Origin of the sequence: Pseudomonas sp. CJQ_9, assembly GCF_043106615.1 — a bacterium.
Classification (GTDB): Bacteria; Pseudomonadota; Gammaproteobacteria; order Pseudomonadales; family Pseudomonadaceae; genus Aquipseudomonas; species Aquipseudomonas juntendi.
In genome coordinates, this window is record NZ_JBICMS010000103.1 from 1 (window position 1) to 24,501 (window position 24,501).

The window sequence follows — 24,501 nt, forward strand, 5'->3', positions numbered from 1 at the left end:
TGATAAAAGCACCTGGACGTTGAAATTCCCGACAGCCCTGAATCTGGAGCTGATCCTGAACGACGTAACAACTGGCTGGGTAGCCTGTCGCTGCGGCATTCCATTGAATGATAAATGGAGCAAAGCGGTACGTACCTTCGAAGTACATGACGGCGTCACCGGCGACCCGCTGCCAGGCTCACCGTTGTCATTGAGTTTTGGTGATCAGGATACACAGGACAAGTGGCCGGCGTTGATCCAAGAAAAACTAAAGGCCAGCGGGCTGGATGCCTACCTGCGCCTGGGAACTGCAACAGCGGTTGATGGAAACATTACTGCAGAAGGCACAGTCGATTTCTGGCGGCTCGATAAGCCACTGCGCGTTTTCATTGGTGGGTTTGAAGAAACCGAAAAAGCAGCGACATGGTCGTGTGCCCTGCGCGACGCCAGCGGTGCTGACGCAACGCTGGCACAGGCTATTGAGGCATTCATCCAGCCACCGGAAGGCGGCGTCGGCGAGCGGAGCGTGCCCTGCGTGCTGCGTGATAAGCGCACCCAACACGTCATTCGCACGTGGCACTGCGAGTTCACGTACACCGCCCAAGATAACCTGCTCGCTCGCATCGAAGCTCTCGCCAACAGTATCGAATCCAACATCCAGGTCAGGCATGTGATACATGACTATGGCAAGGCGCTGAATTCTAAAAGCGACAAGGAAGCCTGGGCATTACAATTGCCAACGGCCCTTGGGCTGGAAATTACCTTGGGTGATGCACCGCCTCTTTGGTTCCCCTGCCACTCGGGCATTCCGTTGAATGACAAGTGGGGCAAGGCAGTACGTACATTCATTGTACATGACGGCACTACCGGCCAACCATTAGCGGGGTCGCCGCTCTCGTTCAGCTTCGGCGATCAGAACACTAAGGATAAATGGCCTGCCCTGGTTCAGGCAAAACTCAAAGCCAGCGGTCTGGATGCCAACCTACGCTTGGGCACTGAGACCGCGGTCGATGGGGACATCACCGAGGAGGGGACGGTCGATTTCTGGCGGCTCGATGAGCCACTTCGCATCTTCATCGGCGGGTTCGAAGAAACAGACAAGGCAGCCGTATGGTCCAGCGCGCTGTCACTGCCTGATGGTGGCGCGGCCACGTTTGCACAGGTGATGAAAGCGTTTGTCCAACCACCTGAAGGTGGGGTTGGCAACCGGCGCGTCGAGTTCATCGTGCGCGACAAGAGGAGCCATCAGCAGGTACACCGTTGGCTAGACGATCTGGAATTCACTGTTGAAGACAACCCATCGGCCCGTATCGATGCACTGGTAAATAGCATTAATTCCAACATGCCTTTCCCGCATCAGATCCATAGCTCTGGACGAAAAGATCGATCAGAGGACCGGGAAACCTGGACGCTTTCGCTTGCGGCGGTTTTGCAGTTGGAGCTGACAGTCTCTTCAATCTACGTGTCAGACGGAGTAACAGATTTCTGGGCTGCTGGGGTCGGGTCTGATCTAGATAACGATCTGCTCCCCGAGATGATTGGCTTCGAAACCGACCACATCGGCGGTAGCGGGCATGTCTGGCGAAGCCCCGGCTACCTCTTGGCAGACCGGGATCTGGCCGTTGGCGAACAATTGAAGGCCTGGGTGATCAGCGAACAGGACGGCCAGGTTGTCAAATCAGTCGGCTGGGAGGCAGACGCGAGTACCTGCAAACAATCAAACTGGCCGGCAGCCTTTCTCAAGGCCATCAACGCTGCGCCGGATGTAGCTGACGGGGGCAAAGTGTTGTGCGCAGGCTTTCTGCAAGACGCCGGTGGCCTCGGAGTGGCCGATGCTGGCAGCCCAACTTCGGAGGCGTTTCGTGAGCTAGGCGCAACAGCCAAGGCCAGCCTCAACAGGCTATGGTGCTATGGTGAGGATTGCCGCTTGTTCAGCAATGCCCCCTTCAAGGCCAATCAGGTGATCGCCGCGCGGGTGCCGGAGATGCCTGTGCCGCAGGGGGAAACCATTGCTATTCAGGTACGCGACAGAACCACCCAGTACTTGTACGAGACTCACCTGTTCACCCCCCTGCCCAGCCACAGCACCGACTGGGCGAAAAAACTGTGCGAGTCGGTCAACGCCGCGCATGCCGAGAATGGCCTGTTGCGCGCGGGCGTCAGGCACAGTGATGGCATCACTGTGAAGCCCGCCGATACAAAAAATGCGCTATGGATTCCACAGTTCTCATCCCTGTCGGTAGAAGTTGACTCCCTGACGTGGCGCAAACATCGTTCGGTAAGTGCCTCCAGTGCCAAAGCGGGTGATGTAATACAACTCATCGTGCATGACACTTTTTCCGGCGTAAACCTGCCTGGTTCGCCGTTTGACTATACCGTAAAAAAAGGGGAAACCGGTGCCAACCAATGGCTCGCTGCCTTGGCCGAAGCGCTTAAAGAAGCCCCAATCGGCAAGTATGTACGCGCCGCTAACGCCACTTCGCCAGACCAGGCGCCAACTTCAAATGACTGTGTATTCTGGGCATTAACGCTACCGGTAAAAATATTCATCGTCGGCATGCCGGGATTGATTGAGCAAAACGAGCGCGCACTGGCCACAGCCGAAGGCCGCCTTCTGACGTTTGCCGACTTATATAAAGATTACAAAAGCGGATTGCGCGTGACACTCACTGAGAAGTTGGGCGGTCGGGTTCTCGAGACGTGCGAGTGGACCCCCGTCTCAACCGACATTCCCGAAGCGGACTGGTACTCGAGCTTAACCAATGCGCTGTCGGCCCTGTGCGTCTCGACACCGTTCCTGACCTGGGGAGCAAAAGCGGAAAGCGCTGTGCCAGCCGCCTCTGGGGACTGCACGCTGTGGCTACCAAAGCATGCTGATTATGCCTGTATTGTCCAGCCACCGAGCACAGGTTATCCGCCTCCTGTAAAAGCGCCACCCGCCCTGCAAGCCGAGATGGTTTTCTTGAAGGATAAACTCACCTGCGAAGAAGCCGTTATCTATACGGCAACTATTTACAACCATCACTCATACAAAACGGATCCAACACAAATAGCCACTCTCGTCTCCTGGGGAGGAGACGTTCTCAGCCAAAGTGACAAGCAAGCGCTAGAGACGCACATGATCGATCCCACACATTTCATACCAGATCCCTTTGGTAGGCGAGCGGGTATAATTGACGACGTAAAAACCGACAAATTAAACCATGATTTTTACAGAGGAGTGGCACACGGCCTAGCTCAAAAGAGAATGGGAAGCGCCAACTTATCTGCCTTGCTGGCGTCCCGCATGGCAAGGCCCGATGTATTGTCAACACCAGCCAATGTGTGGCAGTTGGACTTACCTGCCGATCACTGGTTAGACTGCTTGTCGATGACGGAAGCGCGTGCTGAGTTTGCGGTTCGCACTCAACACAGTTCGGATCTGCTCCGCGTGGTGAAATCAATATTGAAACAGCGCGAAGCCAAAAAGTATAGTTCAGCAATAGACGACCCTTCGATGGCTGCTGGATTGCAGGCATTGAAAGAAGCCTCCCTGTTGCAAGAGACCGCGGATGAGATCAGAAAAGTCACCGATGAAGACGCACCACGCGAGGCGCAGCAATGGTTCAACAACATTGACGGATATAGGCCCGATCGTTGGCACATAGACAACATCTATGACTTTGTTAGAACCCGACTCGGTAAACGGGGCCTGCCTGAATTCTTGGCACTTAGGATCGCAACCCAAGCGCAGGAAGAGGTCAAAAAACGACATGCAAATGGTGAAGACGACAACACTATCGCACGGCCCTATATGGAAGCCGCATTACTTCATATTGATGCTTATAAACTCGAGCAACTCAGAGCGCTACTGGCTGATCCGGCAATAGCGCATGCGGTGCGCCAAGAAGACCTGGATCAACTTGGTAAACATCTACGCGAGTACCCGTTTACCTACGCCTGTACCTTGCAGCTACAACTGACCACCGAAGCCTACAAACAAGGTATTCGGTTCGTGTCTTATGCTTCGGACTTCTCACCTCGAACCGTTGCGCTATCCCCCACGCTAACCCTTGGCAAAAAGGGTCGGCGCACTGGCGGAATCGGTTTACATGTACCGCCAACGCTAAAACTCCCGAGCGCGTTTAACGTCTGTAGCGCAAGTTACGTGAGCAAGGCCAGTATTGACCAAGCTTGCGATTCTTCGCTGCATATCCATCCACCGTTTACAGGTGCCCCGTTCTCCCCCAAGGACACGCTATGCGCCGACTACGCCGCCACGCTCGGCTCTGAAGTTTATGACGTTAGTGGCGCCACCGAAAACGGTGTCGACCCGAAAACCGGCCTATTCCACGCCCACTACCCCGTCGGCGTCATCCGCGGCCTGGAAGGCAAAGGCCCGGAAGTCGACCTGACCCTGCACTACAGCGCAACCCGCGCCAACGAAGGCGCCCTGGGCGATGGCTGGGCATTGCGCTTCAGTTCATACGACAACCGAATGCACCGCCTGACCCTCAGCAACGGCCAGACCGTTACCTTGACCGCCGAAAACGTCGATGCGGCGATGGGCGAAAAGCGCCTGGCAATCAATGGCATCACCCTCACTGGCGCCAAGGGTGGGTTCGATTCGCTCACAGAGCTAACGGTAGTGTTTCCCACTGGACGGTCCGAAACCTTGGCCAAGCCTGATCCTCACGACGATCAAGAGCCCAGTGAGCATTACAAAACGGCGCTGGTTGAGAAGCTGGAACACATCAAGGCCAACCTCGACCAATGGCTTAAAGAAAGCGGGATTACCACAGAGCAGACCAACGACTATAAAGCCAAAATAGAAGGTATCGAGAAGATGCAAAAGGATATGAAGCGCAAAGCTTTGATCCTGGTGCCTTCGAGCATCAAATCCCCGCTCGGGGGCATACTCACACTGAATTGGGCAGGCAAGAACGGACACGTGCGGCTGAATTCTATCGCCGATGGTAAAACTACCTTGCTCAGCGCCACCCATGAGGAGCCGGTTGCGGTCGGTACCTACAGCAGCACCTTCACAGTCTGGCCTGATAGCGATGAAGCCTATGACGTCACGCTCGCCATCGAGGACTGCCTGCTGACCCATCTGAGTCGCAAGGGCAAGAATGAAGCTAGCCCGGTACAGTCGGTGATGTTTGGCTACGAAGGCGACGCTGTGCTCGACCGGGTGCTCTGCTCTGTGGCCGAAGAAGACGGATCGCTGGAGGTGGTGGGCTACGTGCCTCAATGGCACGCCTGGGAGCTTGATGACGGTGCCATCCCGCTGCCGAGGGTTGGCCGGCATACCCTGGTACCAGGCGCCGGGCAGCAGGCCATCAGCCATACCTGGCAGTGGTTTGGTCGGCTTGATCAATTGCACAAAGAGGGCGATACCTACGCCGCCATCTGCATGGTGGACAACGGCGGTAGCTGGCATGGCCCATTCACCCGTCGTAGCTGGACTCTGCGCAACGGCCTCGTGGTCGAAAGCCAGGTGGTCAAAGAAGTGCCTGAGGTGGCCCGTGAGACAACGACCATGGTCTACCCGGACTCGATCAGCAATGCCGTTCCTGCCGTGCGCTATCGCCTGGCGACCCAGCCGGTGAGCACAACGGTGGTCACCGAGGACCTGCGCCCAGAGCGCGTGGGTGATACCCACGCCGAAGATACCTCCAGTTCGTCCGCTCAGGAGAGCCAGTCATGAACGACACCAACGCAAACGCCAGTCAAGCCACAGCCGCGCCAAAATCGTCCAGTGAAACCACCCGTTTCACCTATGACCTGAACAATGGACTGCTGCTTAAGACCGTAAGCGATGATGGGCAGGTCACGCATTTTTGCTACTACGGTGCAGATGGCAAGGACAATGACCTGCCCGACCTCAAGCCGTTACTGGGCACGTTCAAACTGGAGAAGGATGACGCACCGTTGCCTGAAAAGCTTCTTTCCTGCCCGAAAGTCGCTGACACGAATTCAACGCCACTTCTGGCCCAGTGCAGCTATGTTGAATTTCCGGACAAAAGTATATCGGAAATCAGCATAACCCTGTTTGCGTACGCGGAGGATCACAAGAACGACGCTGGCGCGTTGATACCCAATACGGTCATCGCACTGAAAGGCGTAGCGGTGGACACTTCAAAATCTCCGTGGGTTATAACCAAGGCAGCAGATCGCGGCGGAATTATTGTCGACTTGCAACAGATGGACCAGACCCAAGCGGATAAAACGACCATAACTAAAACCACTTCGACCCGCTGGTACAAGAACAATCAGGTCCGGCAGACTCGATTGCTCAGCGAGCTTGCAGTATTTGACAGCAACGCTGCCACCCTAGCCTCGAAAACCACCACTCCCTTGAAAGTGGCCCAGCTGGAGCTTACCGCTACCGTTGAGCAACACATTCGTTCCGCACGCAGTGGTCGGGTGCTGCGCGAATCCGTGCAAGATGAACTGGGCAGACCTGATACGATCATTTCCTACACCTACGATGCCCGCGGCCGACAACTGGCCAGCACCACCACCGCCTGGGAAGAAAAGCGTTTCGAAACCGGCGACTCTGCCTCAGAAGAAATGACCTCTCACCGCCAAACCTGGCTCGATCACGGCAATGGCTCCTGGGTATCCAGCGTCGGCCCCGATGGCCGCGTGGGGCGGACCTTGCTGGATGGACTGCAGCGCCCAGTGCGAAGAGAGTTGCAACGATGCCTAGGTGACGACTCAGCGGCGAATTTTGTGTGCATTGAGAAGTTCACCTACGGCACCGATGGTGAGGTGCTCGAACAATGCCTATACGACTTCCTCCCCGGCGGCTTGTGCGTGCAGCACAACGGCATGCGCTTGCCGCATAACCTACGTGATTGGTTCTGGCAAGCCGAAGCAGAGGACTCACTGACCGAGTTGGAAGGTGCACAACAACGGCGCAGCGAGAGCATTATCGGAACCCCATTACATGGACCACTGCACAGCCAAGAGAAGATGCACAAAACCTACGCTGACGGCCAGGTTTCGATTCGGCTTACTCAAAAAAGCTGGAATAACCAACTCAAGCAACTGGATGAAATTGGTTTGAGTTGCGAACAGCATATCAACGCTAACGGACAGACTGACCGGGTCACGGAGAAGGTTGGCGAAAACGCGCGTGAATGGACCCATGAATATGACGAATTGGGTCGTCGAACCCAGACCACCGCGCCGGATGGCTCGGTGGTGACTTCCACGTTCAAAGGGTTAAGCAACACGCCAGTCAACATGAGCATCAAATGCCCGAATGGCGAAGTCAAACAGCTCGGCAAGCAGACCTTGGGGAGGATCGGTGGAAACGCCGACGAAGTACTCTCACGAACGGTCGGTAGCAACGATTCCGCGCCAACAGTCAAGTTTCCTGGTAACGGGTATGTTCGCCCTGACGGCACCAAGGTATGGAGCGAGAGCAGCCCTGACGGCACCTCAGTCTACTGGTATACGCAGGGAGACAAACCAAGGTCAGCAAAGATCGAAATTGCCTCATTCGCCTACAACGGGATTACCCAGGCAATTACGGCCATGGGGCCTGTGGAAACCAACCTGCAGAGCCGTGTCAGTACCGCGAGCCTGTCGCCTCGTTTGCTGGGCCGCTTACTGACCACCCGCGTGATACAAGGTACAAGCCAGAGCGAGCAAGTCCAGCAGACGCTGCGCGGCGAGGTCACAGCCATGCAGTATGCGTCCGGCGTGTGCTGCCGGAGCTGGGATGATCCACAAAACCGACGCATTCGGGTGCGCCGCGATCGATTCGATTATCGATACCAGTACGCTACGCTGGGCGGCCTTGAGCAACTGCAAGTCCAAGACAGGCGTAGCGGCCGGCACCTGACGGTGGCCTTTGATCACGATGACTATGGACGCGAAATTGAACGCAAGTACATTCTGGACGGCCAGCTCAAGAGCCGTTATGTACAACACTGGTCCGTGACTGGGCAACTATTGACCAAACGGTGGTACCGCAACGGGGAGACCAAACCGACCCGAACAGAAGACTTCACCTATGCCACCAATCGCAACGAATTACTGCACTGGAGCGTGACTGCCAAGCAGGGTTTCGAGATTCTCGATGCGGGCAGCAAGGCCATTAGCGAACAGGACTACACCTATGATGTGCTCGGCAATGTGCTGTCCTGCACGACCACCTACCTGGACGGTACGCACGAGGCACGCAACTATGATTATGCTAACTCAACTCAACCTACCCGGCGCACCAGTTATAGCCTGACCCACACGGCCAATGCAGCGGAACCCAGCAAACCTACAACGTGGAATTACAGCCACGACAAAAATGGAAGCCTGACAACCGATACCTCTGAGCGCTCTCTGACCTACAACGCTGAAGGTCAACTACGATCCGTGAGCACGAGCGCGAAAGTCAAGCCCCTTTCAACTTACGAGTATGATCAGGTTGGGCGCCTGGCAGCGCAATGGGACGAAACCGATCAGACGCGACGCATCTTGAACTACAATGGCGATAATCTATGCGGTGAGCTCTGGCTTGACGCGCAAGGTCACCCGCTGAAAGAAGTCAGATACGATGAAGAAGCTGGGTTGGTCGTGCAGTGTCGTGACCTTCAAAGCAACGACCTCAGTATCTATTTTGTGCTAACCGACCCACAGAATGGTGCGCGAGAAGAGTATTCGCTCGATGCAAACGGCAACTGGCAGGCCATGTCGGTCGGTTTCACCCCTTGGGGTGAAGCCCCCTTAGAAGTCCTGAAAAACCTCAATGGCGGCCTGGGCTACAACAGCCAGCGGATAGACCCGGTCACAGGCATCTATCACCTTGGCAATGGGTATCGCCTATATGACCCTCGCCACCAGGCGTTCTACCAGAGTGACAGCCTAAGCCCCTTCGGCGAAGGTGGTTTGAACGACATGGCCTATTGCGCAGGGCATGATCCGGTCAACTGGCACGACCCGAGTGGTCACATCATGGTCAACCGTCGCGAGGAGGCCGCGAACCTGGCATCGCTCGACGACATGATCAGGGACACCGTTCCGCCCTACCACGAACCTGCAGCTTGGTGGGAGTGGCTGGTTATCGCCGGCATCTTTGTACTAGGGGTCATCGGCGCCGCATTGACAGGAGGCATGCTCGGGCTTCTATTTCTAGCAGTTGGAACATTGGCGTTCGGACTAGGTGCTGCTGAATTAGCATTGCGGCAAAAGAATCCCGCATTGTCGGAAACGCTCGGCTGGGCGTCCGTCGTCGCAGGCTTTATGGACGCCTCTGGTAAGGGCCTGGTGAAACTAGGAGGGGTGCTTATGAAGGGAGCTCTCAATACGGCTCGCGCTTTGGGCAGATCGGCGAGACTGGGTAAGCTCAAGGGCTTGCTACGATTGGGCGACCAGCGTATAGGCCGCGTCTTCGACAACATGAGTGACGCGCGTCGTTACCGCCTAGAGTTGGTTACGAAGGCACCTGTCAAAACCTTGCCTGGCCGCATCTCGAAGAAGCAACGTGACCTTATCAACGCCAGTCGGCCAGCGACGCCCCCCGCCAATGTCCAGCCGCCGAGCAAGATCTATACATCACCGAGCGTCATCGTCGATGACTTGGGCGACTATGAACTCTATCGCCGTACGTACAACGCTTCCGATAGACTGATCATGTCTTTTCATGGCCAAAACGCCATAAGAGGTGGAAAAGTCGAAATCCCGGCAAATAGCGTGCTGAATCACTATGCACCCGCAACTGGTATTTCCTCAACAACAATCTGCTACAGGGCCGGGACAAACCAAGTAGTAAGAGATATAGGCCTGCAAAAAATCGCCGAAGGCATCGGCAACATAACAAAGTCAGTTCCTGGCGAACATTTCACCGGAAACTACCTGATCAGTCATTTCGAAAAATTTGCGAAAAGTGATTTGGAGCAACTGGTCCAAAAGCATAATATCGACATCTTGGTGATGAAACCCAATGTGCGACCTAAACCATTGTCGGACGTCTTCAATACACTCGACACTGCTAATCGCCATTACAAGGTCTATGAGTTCGCCGCGTGCCGGGCCTCCGAGTTGAAGGCATACATCCCGTTTATAAAGCTTCCAACTAGCCAGATCTGAGTTTCAGCTGGGCATTATAGGAGCGGCCTATGTCAGGCCGCTCCTATAATCGACTGACGGGGATCGCCTCTGCCGCTTTACTATCACGCCGTTCGCTCATCCACTCATTGACCTGCTGCCCGAACGCCGCCGGGGCCTTGCGCCCGAACCGCCGCGCCAGGTCCAGAATGGTCTGCTGGGTCAGGGCCTCTTCCATGCGCTTCTGCGCCCCCAGCATCACCGCATGAATGGCGCATCCGCCCGCGCTTCTACGAAGCCGACGTGCACGGCATGAAGGCGCCCTTGACCGAGCTGTTCGAAGCCGTGCTGCTGATCGCGACGTGGCACTGGCGGCAGCGGATGCGCTGATCGCGATCGTTTGATAAAAAATGTCTGTCAGATCCGTCCTACGAATGACGGATCTGTCTAGACATGTCGTTACTGTGAATGACTGGTCATGAGTGATGGCCATATGTCATCATTTTACGAGAAACTACGTGAGGGTGAGGGAACCACTCAAACCGCAGCGCATCGAGAGCCTGGCTTCACGCCGGTGACCCCGGCCTTGCGTCCATGCTCTTGACGCCTGCACGTCATCGCCAAGGAGCATTCGATGCAGTTGAGGAACATGAAGATCGGCACGCGCGCAGCCAGCGTGTTTGCCTTTTTGGGGATCCTGGTCCTGGCCATGGGCATGACCGCGATCCAGGAAACCCGGGAAATGGACGAGGCCACGGACGAGATTCGCGTCACCTGGATACCCGCCGTCGTGGCGCTCAGTGAAGTGAGCACCAATCTCGGACGCGCCCGGGCCGTCACCCTGCGTGCCGCACTGGACAACGACAGCCGCGAACGCGAGCGCAACCTGGAGATGCTCAAAGGCATCAACGCCCAGCTCAACACCAGTATCCAGGCCTACGACAGCACCATCGTCACCGCCGATGATCGCGCACTGTTCAGCTCCTTCTCCGCCGCCCATCAACAGTACCTCGACCTGCAGTTGCAGGTGCTGGACCACATTGCCAACAACCGCATCGACCAGGCCAAGAAGCTGATCAGCGGCCCGTTGAGCCAGTATGCCGACAGCATGATGAAAGCCATGAGCGCGCTGATCGACTACAACAGCAAAGGCGCCGAACACGCCTCGGAGCGCAGCAGCGACGTGGCCGACCAGGCATTCACCATCATCGTCGGCGCCTTGTTGCTGATCATCCTCGCGCTTGCCGCCATCGCCACCCTGCTCACCCGCAGTATCGTGCGGCCGTTGGCCGAGGCCGTGGCCGTGGCTGAACGCGTGTCCACCGGCGACCTGACTCGCGAAATTCAGGTGGTGGGCCGCGACGAGCCGGCCTTGCTGCTGCGCGCGTTGAGCCGCATGCAGAGCAGCCTGCGCGACACCATTCGGCAGATAGCCGCCTCGTCCGACCAACTGGCCTCGGCATCCGAAGAGCTGCACACCGTCACCGAAGACACCAGCCGCGGCCTGCACCAGCAAAGTGCCGAAATCGACCAGGCGGCCACGGCCGGCAACCAGATGACCGCGGCGGTCGAAGAAGTGGCCAACAACGCGGTGAGCACCGCAGACGCTTCCAGAGGTGCCGACCAGACTACCCGCGATGGCCGCGACCGGGTCAATCAGGCGCTGGCCTCCATCCAGCACCTGGTGGCAGACGTGACCGGCACTTCCAGCGAAATCGAACAGCTGGCCAGCAATGCCAGCGAGATCAGCCGGGTGCTGGATGTGATCGGTGCAATTGCCGGGCAGACCAACCTGCTGGCGCTCAACGCCGCTATCGAAGCGGCCCGCGCCGGTGAGGCAGGCCGTGGCTTTGCGGTGGTGGCGGACGAAGTTCGTGCCCTCGCCCACCGCACCCAGCAGTCGACGGCAGAAATCGAGCAGATGATTGCCGGGATCCAGAACGGCACCGAGCGCGCGGTGACCGCGATGCACAGCAGCCAAGGGCGTGCCACGGGCACGCTGGAAGTGGCCGAGGGTGCCGGGCAGGCGTTGGAGGTGATTGCCGAAGCGATGGCCTCGATTAACGAGCGTAACCTGGTGATAGCCAGTGCATCGGAGGAGCAGGCCCAGGTGGCCCGTGAGGTGGACCGCAACCTGGTGAATATCCGTGACCTGGCCATGCAGACCTCGGCGGGGGCCAACCAGACCAGTGCGGCAGCGCAGGACCTGTCGCGCCTTGCCGTGGACCTGAATGGCATGGTGGCACAGTTCAAGGTCTGATCTGAGATAGCCGGGGCCGCATCGCGGCCCATCGCAGGCAAGCCAGCTCCTACAAAGCAGGGGCTGGGCTTTCGGAAGGGCCTGGCGGCGGGCCGGTGAATTTATCTTCTTTGAAGGCCCATCCCTCGCTCCATATCATCAATCAACGCTTTCGCCATCTCACTGAGAATACGCGCAGCGCTGCCCGCAATCCGATCATTCTCCATCTCTGCTTCTGTCGTGAGGTGACGGATGCAGCCAAGTAGCACAGACAACTGCGTGAACGCATGACTGAATGGCACGTTTGGTCGCAGGCAGAAGAGATCGAACGTTTCCAAACCCGCTGTGAAGGAGTTTCTTGGATCATCGCTCATGACATTGCTCCAAGATATGGGTACTGGTGTGGTTCGACAACGCGTGAATGGCTCTACACAGCAGACGAATGTTCATTCCCATGGCGTCCCGAGTAAGGCCGGGACCGCTGTCGATCAGGACGGTCGTGGTGTGATTGACGGTATGAATCAAGGCACTGAGAAGCTGCTCACATTCTTCGATGCTAGGAAGATCTTGAAACGAGAGATTGGGCGGGTCGAGTTGCAGAAGTTCTGAGGCAGGTGGATCGGGTACGAGCTTTTTCATGATTGAGCTCCCTTGAACGAACCAGGAACTGCCCCCTCGTCGTCTCAAGGATTTGGGTGGCAGTCGTGCGCGGTTTGAGACCCGGGACACATGAATACCGGCCAGGCCGAAGCCTGCCCGCGCACGACCGCCATGAAGCGGTGCCAACACATGTAGTCCGGGTGTCTCAAGCCCGGTCACCTGAAAAGGCGACGCAATGAAGTTATCTCAGGGTGGGCTTTCCCGGCTACGTAGCGACTTCTGACGCACTTGTAGGATAATTCGCCGCGCGAGGTGAACTAAAGCAGTTTGCTTCATGTTCGGAAATTTCTTACAGGTCGATGGCCCTGGCGGGGGCTACGCCCATCCCAGTGCTTGCGCGCCCCCTGTGGGAGCTGGCTTGCCTGCGATGGGCTGCGAAGCAGCCCCTGTTGCAGCCACACGTGACTATCAGTCGTTCACACTCAAAACCCGCCCCGCCTTCTCGCCAGCCTTGCTGCGCGTGGCCAGGCAGTAGTACAGCGGCACCGTCACCAGCAAGCCGAACAGCCAGGACAGGTCGGCGCCTTCGACCAGGTTGGAGTACGGCCCGACATACAGCGAGGTATTGGCAAACGGCAGCTGCACCAGGATGCCGCAGGCATAGGCAACGATCGCATGGTGATTGAAGCGGCCATAGATGCCGCCGTCGGCACTGAAGATCGAGGCGATGTCGTACTGGCCCTTCTTGATCAGGTAGAAGTCGACCAAGTTGATCGAGGCCCACGGCACCAGCACCAACAGCAGCGCCAGGATCAGGCCGATGAACTGGCCGATGAAATCTGCCGAGGCGTTCAGCGCGACCATACCGCAGCCCAGCAGTATGACCGAGGCCAGGATCACCCGAACCTTCACGCTGGGGGTCCACTGGGCAACGAAGGTCTGGATTGCAGTCACGATCGACAGCACCGCGCCATACAGGTTGAGGGCGTTGTGGCTGATGATGTTGAGCAGGAACAGCACCATCAGGATCGGCCCCAGCCAGCCGGTGGCCTGCTTCACCGCGTCCATCGCATCGGTGCCTTGCGGCACGCACAGCACCGCCACCGCACCGAAGCTGAAGCACAAGATGGTGCCCAGGGTAGCGCCGAAATAAGTCGCCCAGAACGGCTTGGCAATGCCGACTTCACGCGGCAGGTAGCGTGAGTAGTCGGAGGTGTAAGGCGAGAAGCTGATCTGCCAGATCACACCCAGCGAAACAGTGGCGATGAAGCCCGACAGGTTGAAGGCGCCGCGGCTGAAGAAATCGGCTGGCAGGTCCTGGATGAACATCATGATGAAGCCGGCCAGCAGTGCCGAGCCCATCACCCAGGTGCCTATACGGTTGAGGATGTGGATGAAACGGTATCCGACCACGCCGATGGCGGTGGCGCTCAAGGCGCCGATCACGATCGCCCCTGGCATCGGCACGCTCGGGCTGATGCCGTGGATGGTCTTGCCGGCCAACACGATGTTGGAAATGAAGAAGCCAACATAGATCAACGCCGTGAAGAACACGATCAGCAAGGCGCCATAGCGGCCGAATTGGCCACGGCTCTGCACCATCTGCGGAATGCCCAACTGCGGTCCCTGCGCAGAGGCCAGGGCGATGACCACGCCCCCGACAAGATGGCCCAGCACGATGGCCACCAGCCCCCACAACAGGTTCAGGTGGAACACCTGTACCACCATGGCACCGGTGACGATCGGCAGTGGCGCAATGTTGGTACTGAACCAAAGGGTAAACAGGTCGCGCGCCTTCCCATGGCGCTCGGCAGGTGGCACATAATCGACCGTGTGATTCTCGACAAACTGGTGTTGCGACGACGGTTGGGACATGGTTTTCAGCTCGAAAGGTCGTTTTTATCGTTGTAAGGAAACCGCATCTAGGCGGCCTCTCAGCTGCGGACCATATTATGGTATTCCAAACTTTTGACAACACTGATCCGCACGAAAAAGCGGCCACTGTACTGTTTGAAAAACCCCGGCGACAATCCACCACACCGGGCAAAGCCTTGTATTCCGTGGCCTTGCGCCGCTTATCGTGAAAATGTGCGGCTGAAAATTCTGCTTGCAAAATAGGTATTACGGTATACCATCAGACACATCAACGATAAAAACCGCGGACCACCGCAGCCTTTTAGAGGTAAACCCGATGATCGACGCAACCGTCTACAAGAACGTCCTGGGCTCCTTCCCGTCCGGCGTTACCGTCATCACCACCCTGGACGACGACGGCTCGGTCGTCGGCCTGACCGCCAGCGCATTTTCCTCCCTGTCGATGGAGCCGCCGCTGGTGCTGTTCTGCCCCAACTACAGCTCCGATTCCTACCCGGTACTGATCAAGCAGAAGCGCTTCGCCATTCACCTGCTCTCGGGTGAGCAGCAGGCCCATGCCTACGCGTTCGCCAAGAAAGGCAAAGACAAGGCCAACGGTATCGAGTGGACCCTCAGCGAGCTGGGTAACCCGATCCTGGCCGGCGCCACGGCGGTCATCGAGTGCGAGCTGTGGCGCGAATACGAGGGTGGCGACCACGCCATCATGGTCGGCAAGGTGCACAACCTGATCGTTCCGGCCCAGGCGCCGCGGCCGATGGTGTATTGCCGCGGCAAGATGGCCAGCCTGCCGGCCTTGGCCTGAAGCCCATTGTGAATCGAGACAGCTGGCGCCCCCCTGCCTGGCGCCAGCCCCTTTCAAGCGTTGAGGAAAGCCCCATGAAATTTTCGTTGTTCGTACACATGGAACGTTGGGATGAACAGGTCAGCCACCGCCAGTTGTTCGAAGACCTGACCGAACTGACCCTGATGGCCGAAGACGGCGGTTTCAGCACCGTGTGGATCGGCGAACACCACGCCATGGAATACACCATTTCGCCAAGCCCGATGCCATTGCTGGCGTACCTGGCGGCACGCACCGAAAAGATCCGCCTGGGTGCCGGCACCATCATCGCGCCGTTCTGGAACCCGATTCGCGTGGCAGGTGAATGTGCCCTGCTCGACGTAATCAGCAACGGCCGCATGGAAGTGGGCCTGGCCCGTGGCGCGTACCAGTTCGAATTCGACCGCATGGCCGGTGGCATGCCGGCCACCGACGGCGGCAAGGCCCTGCGCGAGATGGTGCCGGTGGTGCGCAAGCTCTGGGAAGGCGACTACGCCCACGACGGCGAAGTCTACAAATTCCCCACTTCCACCAGCGTACCGAAGCCGTTCAACGCTACGCCGCCCATGTGGATCGCCGCCCGCGACCCGGACTCGCACAACTTTGCCGTGGCCAACGGCTGCAACGTCATGGTCACGCCGCTGATGAAGGGCGACGAAGAAGTACTCGACCTGAAGAACAAGTTCCAGGCCGCCCTGGACAACAACCCCGACGTACCGCGCCCGCAATTGATGGTGCTGCGCCACACCCACGTGCATAGCCCGGCCGAGCCGGACGGCTGGAAGGTGGGCGCCCAGGCCATTTCGCGCTTCTACCGCACCTTCGATGCCTGGTTCGGCAACAAGACCACCCCGGTCAACGGCTTCCTGGAGCCAAGCCCGGAGTCCAAGTTTGCCGAAGTGCCGGCGTTCCAGCTGGAGAACATCCGCAAGAACACCATGATCGGCACCCCGGAAGAGATCATCGCGCGTATCCGCTATTACCAGGAGCTGGGTGTCGACGAGTTCAGCTTCTGGTGCGACAACAGCCTGCCCCACGCCGAGAAGAAGAAGTCCCTCGAACTGTTCATCAAGGAAGTGGTACCGGCGTTCGCCTGAATTCCCATTGCCTGAAACATTGCGGGACGCAGCCCGCTCCCGTAGGCCCATGCGGCTTGCGCGAGCGGGCTTTTTTAGCGGCAAGCGGCAAGCGGCAAGCGGCAAGCGGCAAGCGGCAAGCTACAAGCTACAAGCAAAAGCAAAAGCAAAAGCAAAAGCAGATCTGCTTTCGACTTTCGACTTTCGACTTTCGACTTTCGACTTTCGACTTTCGACTTTCGACTTTCGACTTTCGACTTTCGACTTTCGACTTTCGACTTTCAGCTTACGACTAGCAGCCTCCCGTCCCCCCGCAAGAGAAATTTCCCGCCCCCTCTTGCACAACAAATATTATGGTATACCATCAGACAACAAGAGCTGATAACCCTCACCAGGAGCCACCCATGAGTTTCGAAATCCGCAAGATCGTCACCTACTCCGAAGAGACCCGCATCGAAGGCGGCAAGGCCACCGACAAGCCGGTGACCATGGTCGGCCTGGCCGTGGTGATCAAGAACCCATGGGCCGGTCGCGGTTTCGTTGAAGATCTGAAGCCGGAAATCCGCGCCAACTGCTCGGAGCTGGGCGCGCTGATGGTCGAGCGCCTGACTGCCGCCATTGGTGGGGCCGACAAGATCGAGGCCTACGGCAAGGCCGCCGTGGTGGGTGCCGATGGCGAAATCGAGCATGCCTCGGCGGTGATCCACACCCTGCGCTTTGGCAACCACTACCGCGAAGCGGTACAGGCCAAGAGCTACCTGAGCTTCACCAACAAGCGTGGTGGCCCAGGCACCTCGATCCAGATCCCGATGATGCAGAAAGACGACGAGGGCCTGCGCTCGCACTACATCACCCTGGAAATGCAGATCGAAGACGCACCGCGTGCCGATGAAATCGTCGTGGTGCTGGGCGCTGCCGACGGCGGCCGCCTGCACCCGCGCATCGGCAACCGCTACATCGACCTGGAAGAACTGGCTGCCGAAAAAGCCAACGCTCAATAACAACAACCAAGACGGGCCGGGGCGTGGCGTGCTTACCCGCCGCGCCCGACCTTCAAGGAGCGCCCTCCATGATTCAGCCTGTCGCTGAACGCACACCTGCCGGCACCAGCTACCTGTCCGTCGGCCAGGGTCAACCCGTGGTACTGATACACGGCGTGGGCCTGAACAAGGAAATGTGGGGCGGTCAGTTCGTTGGTTTGGCCAACGACTACCGCGTCATCGCCTATGACATGCTCGGCCATGGGCAAAGCCGCGTGCCGGCCGCCGATACCCCGCTGGAAGGCTATGCCGACCAGCTCGCCGAACTGCTCGACCACCTGCAAATCGCCCAGGCCACGGTAATCGGCTTTTCCATGGGCGGCCTGGTTGCCCGGGCTTTTGCGCTCAACTACCCGCAGCGCCTGGCGGCACTGGTGGTTCTCAACAGCGTGTTCAACCGCAGCCCCGAGCAGAGCGCCGGCGTTATCGCCCGCGCCGCCCAGGCCGCTGAACTGGGCCCCGACGCCAATGTCGACGCAGCCCTCGACCGCTGGTTCAGCCGTGAGTACAAGGCCGCCAACCCGGCCCAGGTCGCTGCTATCCGCCAGGTACTGGCGAGCAATGACCCGCAGGGCTACCACACCACTTATTCGCTGTTTGCCACCCAGGACATGTACCGCGCCAGCGATCTGGGCAGCATTCAGGTGCCGACACTGATCGCCACCGGCGAGCTCGACTCGGGCTCCACACCGGCCATGACCCGCCAGCTCGCGGCGCGCATCCCGGGTGCGCACAGTGTGGTGCTGGCCGAGCAACGGCATATGATGGCGGTGGAAGCACCGCGTGAAGTCAACAAGATGCTGCTGGACTTCCTCGCGCAGGCCCGCACCCTTACCGAATCCGCCAAGGGGATTGTTGCATGACCCTCGTTCGTTTCCAGATGTGCATCGACGGCCAATGGCGCGATGCCCAGAGCGGCAAGACCTTCGACAGCCTCAACCCGGCCACCGCCCAGGCCTGGGCACAGTTGCCCGATGCCGACGAGGCCGATGTGGAGCTGGCCGTGCAGGCCGCCCAGCGTGCCTTCGACAGCAAGCAGTGGCGCAGCATCACGGCCACCGCGCGCGGCAAGCTGCTGCGTCGCCTGGGTGACCTGATTGCCGAGAACAAAGAGCACCTGGCGCAGCTGGAGAGCCGTGACAACGGCAAGCTGATTCGCGAAACCCGCGGCCAGGTCGGTTACCTGCCCGAGTTCTTCCACTACACCGCCGGCCTGGCCGACAAGCTCGAAGGTGGCACCCTGCCGCTGGACAAGCCCGACCTGTTCGCCTACACCGTGCACGAGCCGATCGGTGTGGTCGCCGGCATCATCCCGTGGAACAGCCCGCTGTACCTTACCGCGATCAAACTGGCCCCGGCCCTGGCGGCCGGCAACACCATCGTGCTCAAGCCGTCCGAGCACGCTTCGGCGACCATCCTGGAGCTGGCCCGCCTGGCCCTGGAAGCCGGCTTCCCGCCGGGTGTCGTCAACGTGGTCACCGGCTACGGCCCAAGCACCGGCGCGGCGCTGACCCGCCACCCGCTGGTGCGCAAGATCGCCTTCACCGGCGGTGCAGCCACTGCCCGCCACGTGGTGCGCAGCAGTGCCGAGAACTTCGCCAAGCTGTCGCTGGAGCTGGGCGGCAAATCGCCGAACATCATCTTCGCCGATGCCGACCTGGACAGCGCCATCAACGGCGCCGTGGCCGGCATCTATGCCGCCTCCGGGCAAAGCTGCGTCGCCGGCTCGCGCCTGCTGGTGCAGGACGAGATTTTCGACGAGTTCGTCGAGCGCCTGATTGCCCGCGCCAAGCGCATCCGCATCGGCAACCCGCAGGACGATGCCAGCGAAATGGGCCCGATGGCGACCGCGCAGCAGTTGGCCGTGGTCGAAGGCCTGGTCGCTGCGGCCAAGGCTGAAGGCGCCAAGCTGCACATGGGTGGCAAGCGGGCCGAGGTCGAAGGCGAAGGCTGGTTCTACGAACCGACCTTGTTCGAGTGCGACAGCAACTCGATGACCATCATGCAGGAAGAAGTGTTCGGCCCGGTCGCGGCGGTCATCCGCTTCAAGACCGAGGAGCAGGCGCTGGAGATCGCCAACGACTCGCAGTTCGGCCTGGCGGCCGGTATCTGGACCCGCGACCTGGGCCGCGCCCACCGCCTGGCCCGTGACGTGCGCTCGGGCATCATCTGGGTCAACACCTACCGCGCCGTGTCGGCCATGGCCCCGATCGGCGGTTTCAAGAACAGCGGCTACGGCCGTGAGAGTGGCATCGATTCGGTGCTGGCCTATACCGAGCTGAAGACCGTGTGGATCAACCTGTCCACCGCGCCCATGCCCGACCCGTTTGTGATGCGCTAAGAGGTAGCACGAGATGATCGAACCTGGCATCTACAAAGACGTGATGGGCTCCTTCCCGTCCGGCGTCACGGTTGTCACCACCCTGGACGCCGACGGTGGCATCGTCGGCATCACCGCCAGTGCCTTCAGCGCCCTGTCGATCGACCCGGCGCTGGTGCTGTTCTGCCCCAACTACGCCTCTGACACCTACCCGATCCTGCGCGACAGCAAGCAGTTCGCGATCCACCTGCTGTCGGCCGAGCAAACCGCCGAGGCCTATGCGTTTGCCGGCAAGGGCAAGGACAAGGCCAAGGGCATCGAGTGGCACCTGAGCGAGCTGGGCAACCCGCTGCTGGCGAAGGCCACGGCGATCATCGAATGCGAACTGTGGCGCGAGTATGACGGCGGGGACCATGCGATCATCGTGGGTGCGGTGAAGAACCTGGTGCTGCCCGAGCAGCCGGTCACGCCGATGGTGTACCACAAGGGCAAGCTGGGCGCCCTGCCACCTTTGGGCTGATAGACCTTTGAGCCGGTGTTGGCTGCTTCGCGGGCTTGCCCGCTCCCACAGGGGCGGCGCAGTTCCCGAGACCTGTGCATTACCTGTGGGAGCGGGCAAGCCCGCGAACAAGCCACCGCCGATGTCCCTGTTTCATTCCGGAGCACTGCGCATGAGCAATGACAAGTACGAGAAAGGCCTGCAAATCCGCACCCAGGTACTGGGCGAAGACTACGTCAACCGCTCGATCCAGAACGCCGACGACTTCACCAAGCCGTTGCAGGAACTGGTTACCGAATACTGCTGGGGCCACGTCTGGGGCCGTGAAGGCCTCTCGCTCAAAGAGCGCAGCATGATAAACTTGGCCATGATTTCCGCGCTCAACCGGCCCCACGAGCTCAAGCTGCACATTCGCGGCGCATTGCGTAATGGCCTGAGCCGTGAACAGATTCGCGAGATCCTGCTCCAGGTCGGCATTTATTGCGGCGTGCCCGCGGCGGTGGACAGCTTCCGCCTGGCCCGCGAAGCGTTCGCTGAAGCCGATGCGGAGCCAACCCGTTAACACCGGGCTGTTCGAACCCACGCAAGGAGCACCCAAGGTTCGTGGTGCTATTGCGGTTGCGGCCGGGCAGCCTCTTTAAGAGCGCACTTGATGAAACGCCAGCCACTCGACGACAGCTTCAAGGTCAACCGCAACCCCGTTACCCTGCGCGAAATCGTGCTAGACAAGCTGCGCGCGGCGATCATGAACTTCCACCTGCTGCCTGGCGACCGCCTGGTCGAACGCGACCTCTGCGACCGCCTTGGGGTCAGCCGTACCTCGGTTCGGGAAGCGTTGCGTCACCTGGAATCCGAAGGCCTGGTGGAATTCGCCGACGCCAAGGGCCCACGGGTGGCCATCATCACCCTGGAAGACGCCCGCGACATCTACGAGCTGCGTTGCGTACTCGAAGGCCTGATCGTGCAGCTGTTCACCCTCAACGCCAAGGCGAAGGACATCCGTGCCCTGGAGCGCGCGCTGGAGGTCAACCGCGAAGCCTTGGAAGAAGGCGAGTTGCAGCAGGTGCTGGACTCGGTTCAAGGCTTCTACGACGTGCTGCTGGAAGGCTCCGGCAACCAGGTGGCGGCGCAGCAGTTGCGCCAGTTGCAGGCACGCATCAGCTACCTGCGCGCCACCTCGGTGTCGCAGGAAAACCGTCGTGGCGCCAGCAACCGCGAGATGGAAAAGATGGTCGAGGCGATCAAGGGGGGCGACCCGCTGGTTGCCCACCAGGCCTCGGTCGACCATGTGCGTGCGGCTGCCAAGGTAGCCCTGGATTACCTGCGCCAGAAGCAGGAAGACCACGTCAAGGTGCGCGACATCGTCGAGCCCTTTGCGCTGAAGGATCCACGTATTTAACGCCACCCACAGGCCGCTGATCATGCCCAACGCCCCGCGCTACTGCCCGCACTGCACCAAGGAACTGGCCCGGGGCGTTCCTGCAGGTGACACCCACGAACGCCTGCATTGTGGCGGCTGCGGCTACATCCACTACATCAACCCGAAGATCATCGCCGGGTGCATCATCGAGCGCGACGGCAAGTACCTGCTGTGCCAGCGTGCCATCCCGCCACGCCCCGGCACCTGGACGTTGCCGGCGGGTTTCATGGAAGCAGGCGAGACCACCGAGCAGGCGGCGCTGCGCGAAGTGTGGGAAGAAAGCGGCGTGCGGGCCGACATCATTTCCCCGTACTCGATTTTCAGCGTGCCGAAAATCAGCGAGGTCTACATCATCTTCCGCGCCATCGTGACCGAAGAAACCGGGCAATACGGGCCGGAAACGTCGGCGTACAAGTTCTTCGCACCGGATGAGATCCCTTGGGATCAGATCTACTACCCGGCGATCCGGCAGATTCTCGAACGTTACATCCTGGAGCGGCAGGCTGGGGTGTATGGCATGTACATGGGTAATGACGATACCGGCAAGGTGCACTTCATGCGTTAGCCTGTGCGGGCCCTATCGCCGGCAAGCCGGCTCCCACAGGATCACCACAGCATCGAAGGGTTTGATGTGCCTGTGGGAGCTGGCTTGCCGGCGACAGGGCCAGTGGGGTCAGTTGATTTGCCCGGCTATCAGCCCGAGCGCCACGGTAATCATCGCCCCCCCGACACCCGCCCTACCAGCGTGGCCGCGCCGGGACGGGTGCTCAGCACGGCCTTTGCGCCATACCCCAACTGATCGAAAAACCCTTACCGAACTGCAAAAAGGCAACACTTCCTGGCGCCCCAAAAATGCCCAGGGCGCACCAGCGAAGCTCACCCATCACCGCCCCCACAACGCGCAACCCCTCTACCCCAAGCCCCTCAGCCAACTGGCACCCTCCTTGCTACAGTCAGCCGCTTAAGCTTTTGTCAGCCTTAGGTTTTTTAAGGCTTAAAGGTACATATTTACTAATTTCCCGTTACCCCAGCGGCCCGCATCATCGCTCCAACAAGAACGCGTCGCCCATCGCCGGCACGCACCCGGGCAGTTGCCAATGCCCTACCTTGCCTTGGAGTCAGTCATGACCAGTGCAGCCAATTCGGCACCCCTGATAGAAAAACACACGATCGGCTATGTGCCACCGCAAGACCGCCATGGAAAGGTAAGGGATCTGTTCACGCTGTGGTTCGGCGGCAACATTGCGCCGCTTCCCATCGTCACCGGCGCGTTGGGCGTGCAGCTGTTTCACCTGAACCTGATATGGGGCATCGTCGCCATCCTGGTGGGCCACCTGCTCGGTGGCGTGCTGATGGCCCTGCACTCGGCCCAGGGCCCGCAAATGGGCATCCCGCAGATGATCCAGAGCCGTGCCCAGTTCGGTACCTTGGGCGCGCTGCTGGTAGTAGTGATTGCCGGGGTGATGTACATCGGCTTCTTCGCCTCCAACATCGTGCTCGCCGGCAAGTCTTTGCACGGTGTGGTCGACGCCGTACCGGTGCCGGTCGGTATCGTCATCGGCGCGCTGGGTTCGGGCATCATCGGCATCATCGGCTACCGCTTCATCCACGTCCTCAACCGCATCGGCACCTGGGTGCTGGGTATCGGCATCGTGGTCGGCTTCGGCTATATCTTTACCCATGTGCAGAGCGACGACTTCCTCAGCCGCGGCAGCTTCAACCTGGCCGGCTGGCTGGCCACCGTGTCGCTGGCGGCGCTGTGGCAGATCGCCTTTGCCCCCTACGTGTCGGACTACTCCCGCTACCTGCCGGCAGACGTGAAAGTCAGCTCGACCTTCTGGACCACCTACCTGGGCTCGGCCCTGGGTTCGAGCCTGTCGTTCATCTTCGGCGCCGTGGCGGTGCTGGCCATTCCGGCCGGCATGGACACCATGGATGCGGTCAAACTGGCCACCGGGACCCTTGGCCCCGTCATGCTGGTGCTGTTCCTGCTCAGTGTCATCAGCCACAACGCCCTCAACCTGTATGGCGCGGTGCTGTCGATCATCACCCTGGTGCAAACCTTCGCCTACCGCTGGATCCCGACCGCCAAGAGCCGCGCGGTACTGTCGCTGATCGTGCTGTCGGCGTGCTGCGTGGTCGCCGTGTTCGCTTCGGCGGACTTCATTGGCCACTTCGTCGACATGGTGCTGGTGTTGCTGGTGGTGCTGGTGCCGTGGACGGCGATCAACCTGATCGACTTCTATGCCATCCACAAGGGCGACTACGACATCCAGTCGATCTTCCAGGTCGATGGCGGTATCTATGGCCGTTACAACCCGCAGGCACTGCTCGCTTATGCGGTAGGTATCGTGGTACAGATCCCATTCATGAACACGCCGCTGTACGTGGGGCCGATTTCCGAGCACATCAACGGCGCCGACCTGTCGTGGCTGGTGGGGCTGGCGGTGACTTCGCCGCTGTACTGGTGGCTGGCCAGCCGTGACAGTGCTTACCGGCGCCGGCAGCTGAGTGCCAAGTTGGCCATGGGGCACTGAGTTTGCTGCGCCGGCAAATCCCAGCAGATGGTTGTGCACCATCGCTGGGAGCTCCGATGCC

The 24,501-nt window shown here is 59.5% G+C and carries 16 protein-coding genes and 2 pseudogenes; 13 read left to right on the forward strand and 5 right to left on the reverse strand.

Annotation, left to right across the window (positions count from 1 at the left end; translation table 11 throughout):
• Nucleotides 1-19: 19 nt before the first annotated feature.
• Together ACF8SD_RS23365 and ACF8SD_RS23370 are read left to right on the forward strand one after the other, a co-directional pair.
• Nucleotides 20-5,668 carry a hypothetical protein gene (locus ACF8SD_RS23365; protein WP_392485233.1) on the forward strand — a complete coding sequence of 1,883 codons (5,649 nt, stop codon included), beginning with the start codon at nt 20-22 and terminating at the stop codon, nt 5,666-5,668.
• On the forward strand, nt 5,665-10,056 hold the full coding sequence (locus tag ACF8SD_RS23370; RefSeq protein ID WP_392485234.1) for an RHS repeat domain-containing protein: 4,392 nt from the start codon (nt 5,665-5,667) through the stop codon (nt 10,054-10,056). Before ACF8SD_RS23365 ends, ACF8SD_RS23370 begins: the two co-directional genes overlap by 4 nt.
• A gap of 43 nt (nt 10,057-10,099) precedes the next feature.
• Here the strand turns inward: ACF8SD_RS23370 and ACF8SD_RS23375 are convergent.
• Nucleotides 10,100-10,297 (reverse strand): annotated as a pseudogene (locus ACF8SD_RS23375) (transcriptional regulator); the annotation flags it as partial.
• A 351-nt stretch (nt 10,298-10,648) separates the two neighbouring features.
• Here ACF8SD_RS23375 and ACF8SD_RS23380 point away from each other — a divergent pair.
• Nucleotides 10,649-12,274, forward strand: a complete 1,626-nt coding sequence (locus tag ACF8SD_RS23380) for a methyl-accepting chemotaxis protein (protein ID WP_392485235.1) — start codon at nt 10,649-10,651, stop codon at nt 12,272-12,274.
• Nucleotides 12,275-12,375: 101 nt separating this feature from the next.
• Here ACF8SD_RS23380 and ACF8SD_RS23385 read toward each other — a convergent pair whose 3' ends face one another.
• The 3 genes from ACF8SD_RS23385 to ACF8SD_RS23395 form a co-directional block, all read right to left on the reverse strand.
• Entirely contained in the window at nt 12,376-12,627 is a 252-nt protein-coding gene (locus ACF8SD_RS23385) for a DUF3077 domain-containing protein (protein WP_054912262.1), read from the reverse strand.
• A complete protein-coding gene (locus ACF8SD_RS23390) occupies nt 12,617-12,892 on the reverse strand; it encodes a hypothetical protein (RefSeq protein WP_173889678.1) in 276 nt (91 codons plus the stop codon). Before ACF8SD_RS23390 ends, ACF8SD_RS23385 begins: the two co-directional genes overlap by 11 nt.
• A gap of 429 nt (nt 12,893-13,321) precedes the next feature.
• Nucleotides 13,322-14,728, reverse strand: a complete 1,407-nt coding sequence (locus ACF8SD_RS23395; RefSeq protein WP_173889680.1) for a cytosine permease — start codon at nt 14,726-14,728, stop codon at nt 13,322-13,324.
• Nucleotides 14,729-15,044: 316 nt separating this feature from the next.
• On the opposite strand from ACF8SD_RS23395, the gene ACF8SD_RS23400 reads away from it, so the two are divergent.
• From ACF8SD_RS23400 to ACF8SD_RS23440, 9 genes are all read left to right on the forward strand, one after another.
• On the forward strand, nt 15,045-15,530 hold the full coding sequence (locus ACF8SD_RS23400) for a flavin reductase family protein (RefSeq protein ID WP_009683734.1): 486 nt from the start codon (nt 15,045-15,047) through the stop codon (nt 15,528-15,530).
• Between the two features lie 74 nt (nt 15,531-15,604).
• Complete coding sequence (locus tag ACF8SD_RS23405) at nt 15,605-16,645, forward strand: LLM class flavin-dependent oxidoreductase (RefSeq protein WP_009683733.1); 1,041 nt, start codon at nt 15,605-15,607, stop codon at nt 16,643-16,645.
• 383 nt (nt 16,646-17,028) lie between these two features.
• Entirely contained in the window at nt 17,029-17,625 is a 597-nt protein-coding gene (locus ACF8SD_RS23410; RefSeq protein ID WP_003256068.1) for an amino acid synthesis family protein, read from the forward strand.
• Nucleotides 17,626-17,693: 68 nt separating this feature from the next.
• Entirely contained in the window at nt 17,694-18,527 is an 834-nt protein-coding gene (locus ACF8SD_RS23415; protein WP_173889684.1) for an alpha/beta fold hydrolase, read from the forward strand.
• On the forward strand, nt 18,524-20,005 hold the full coding sequence (locus tag ACF8SD_RS23420) for an aldehyde dehydrogenase (RefSeq protein ID WP_054912259.1): 1,482 nt from the start codon (nt 18,524-18,526) through the stop codon (nt 20,003-20,005). The genes ACF8SD_RS23415 and ACF8SD_RS23420 overlap by 4 nt, the downstream gene beginning before the upstream one ends.
• A gap of 13 nt (nt 20,006-20,018) precedes the next feature.
• Nucleotides 20,019-20,504: a flavin reductase family protein gene (locus tag ACF8SD_RS23425; protein WP_047150252.1), complete on the forward strand. Its 486-nt coding sequence runs from the start codon at nt 20,019-20,021 to the stop codon at nt 20,502-20,504.
• A gap of 151 nt (nt 20,505-20,655) precedes the next feature.
• Nucleotides 20,656-21,045: a carboxymuconolactone decarboxylase family protein gene (locus ACF8SD_RS23430; protein WP_009683727.1), complete on the forward strand. Its 390-nt coding sequence runs from the start codon at nt 20,656-20,658 to the stop codon at nt 21,043-21,045.
• 90 nt (nt 21,046-21,135) lie between these two features.
• Nucleotides 21,136-21,882, forward strand: coding sequence for a GntR family transcriptional regulator (locus ACF8SD_RS23435; RefSeq protein WP_173889686.1), 747 nt, complete (start codon nt 21,136-21,138; stop codon nt 21,880-21,882).
• 22 nt (nt 21,883-21,904) lie between these two features.
• A complete protein-coding gene (locus ACF8SD_RS23440; RefSeq protein ID WP_392485236.1) occupies nt 21,905-22,468 on the forward strand; it encodes an NUDIX hydrolase in 564 nt (187 codons plus the stop codon).
• A 108-nt stretch (nt 22,469-22,576) separates the two neighbouring features.
• Here the strand turns inward: ACF8SD_RS23440 and ACF8SD_RS23445 are convergent.
• Nucleotides 22,577-22,698, reverse strand: a pseudogene (locus ACF8SD_RS23445) (LysE family translocator); the annotation flags it as partial.
• A 329-nt stretch (nt 22,699-23,027) separates the two neighbouring features.
• Here ACF8SD_RS23445 and ACF8SD_RS23450 point away from each other — a divergent pair.
• Nucleotides 23,028-24,440, forward strand: a complete 1,413-nt coding sequence (locus ACF8SD_RS23450) for a purine-cytosine permease family protein (protein WP_392485237.1) — start codon at nt 23,028-23,030, stop codon at nt 24,438-24,440.
• The last annotated feature ends 61 nt before the right edge of the window (nt 24,441-24,501 follow it).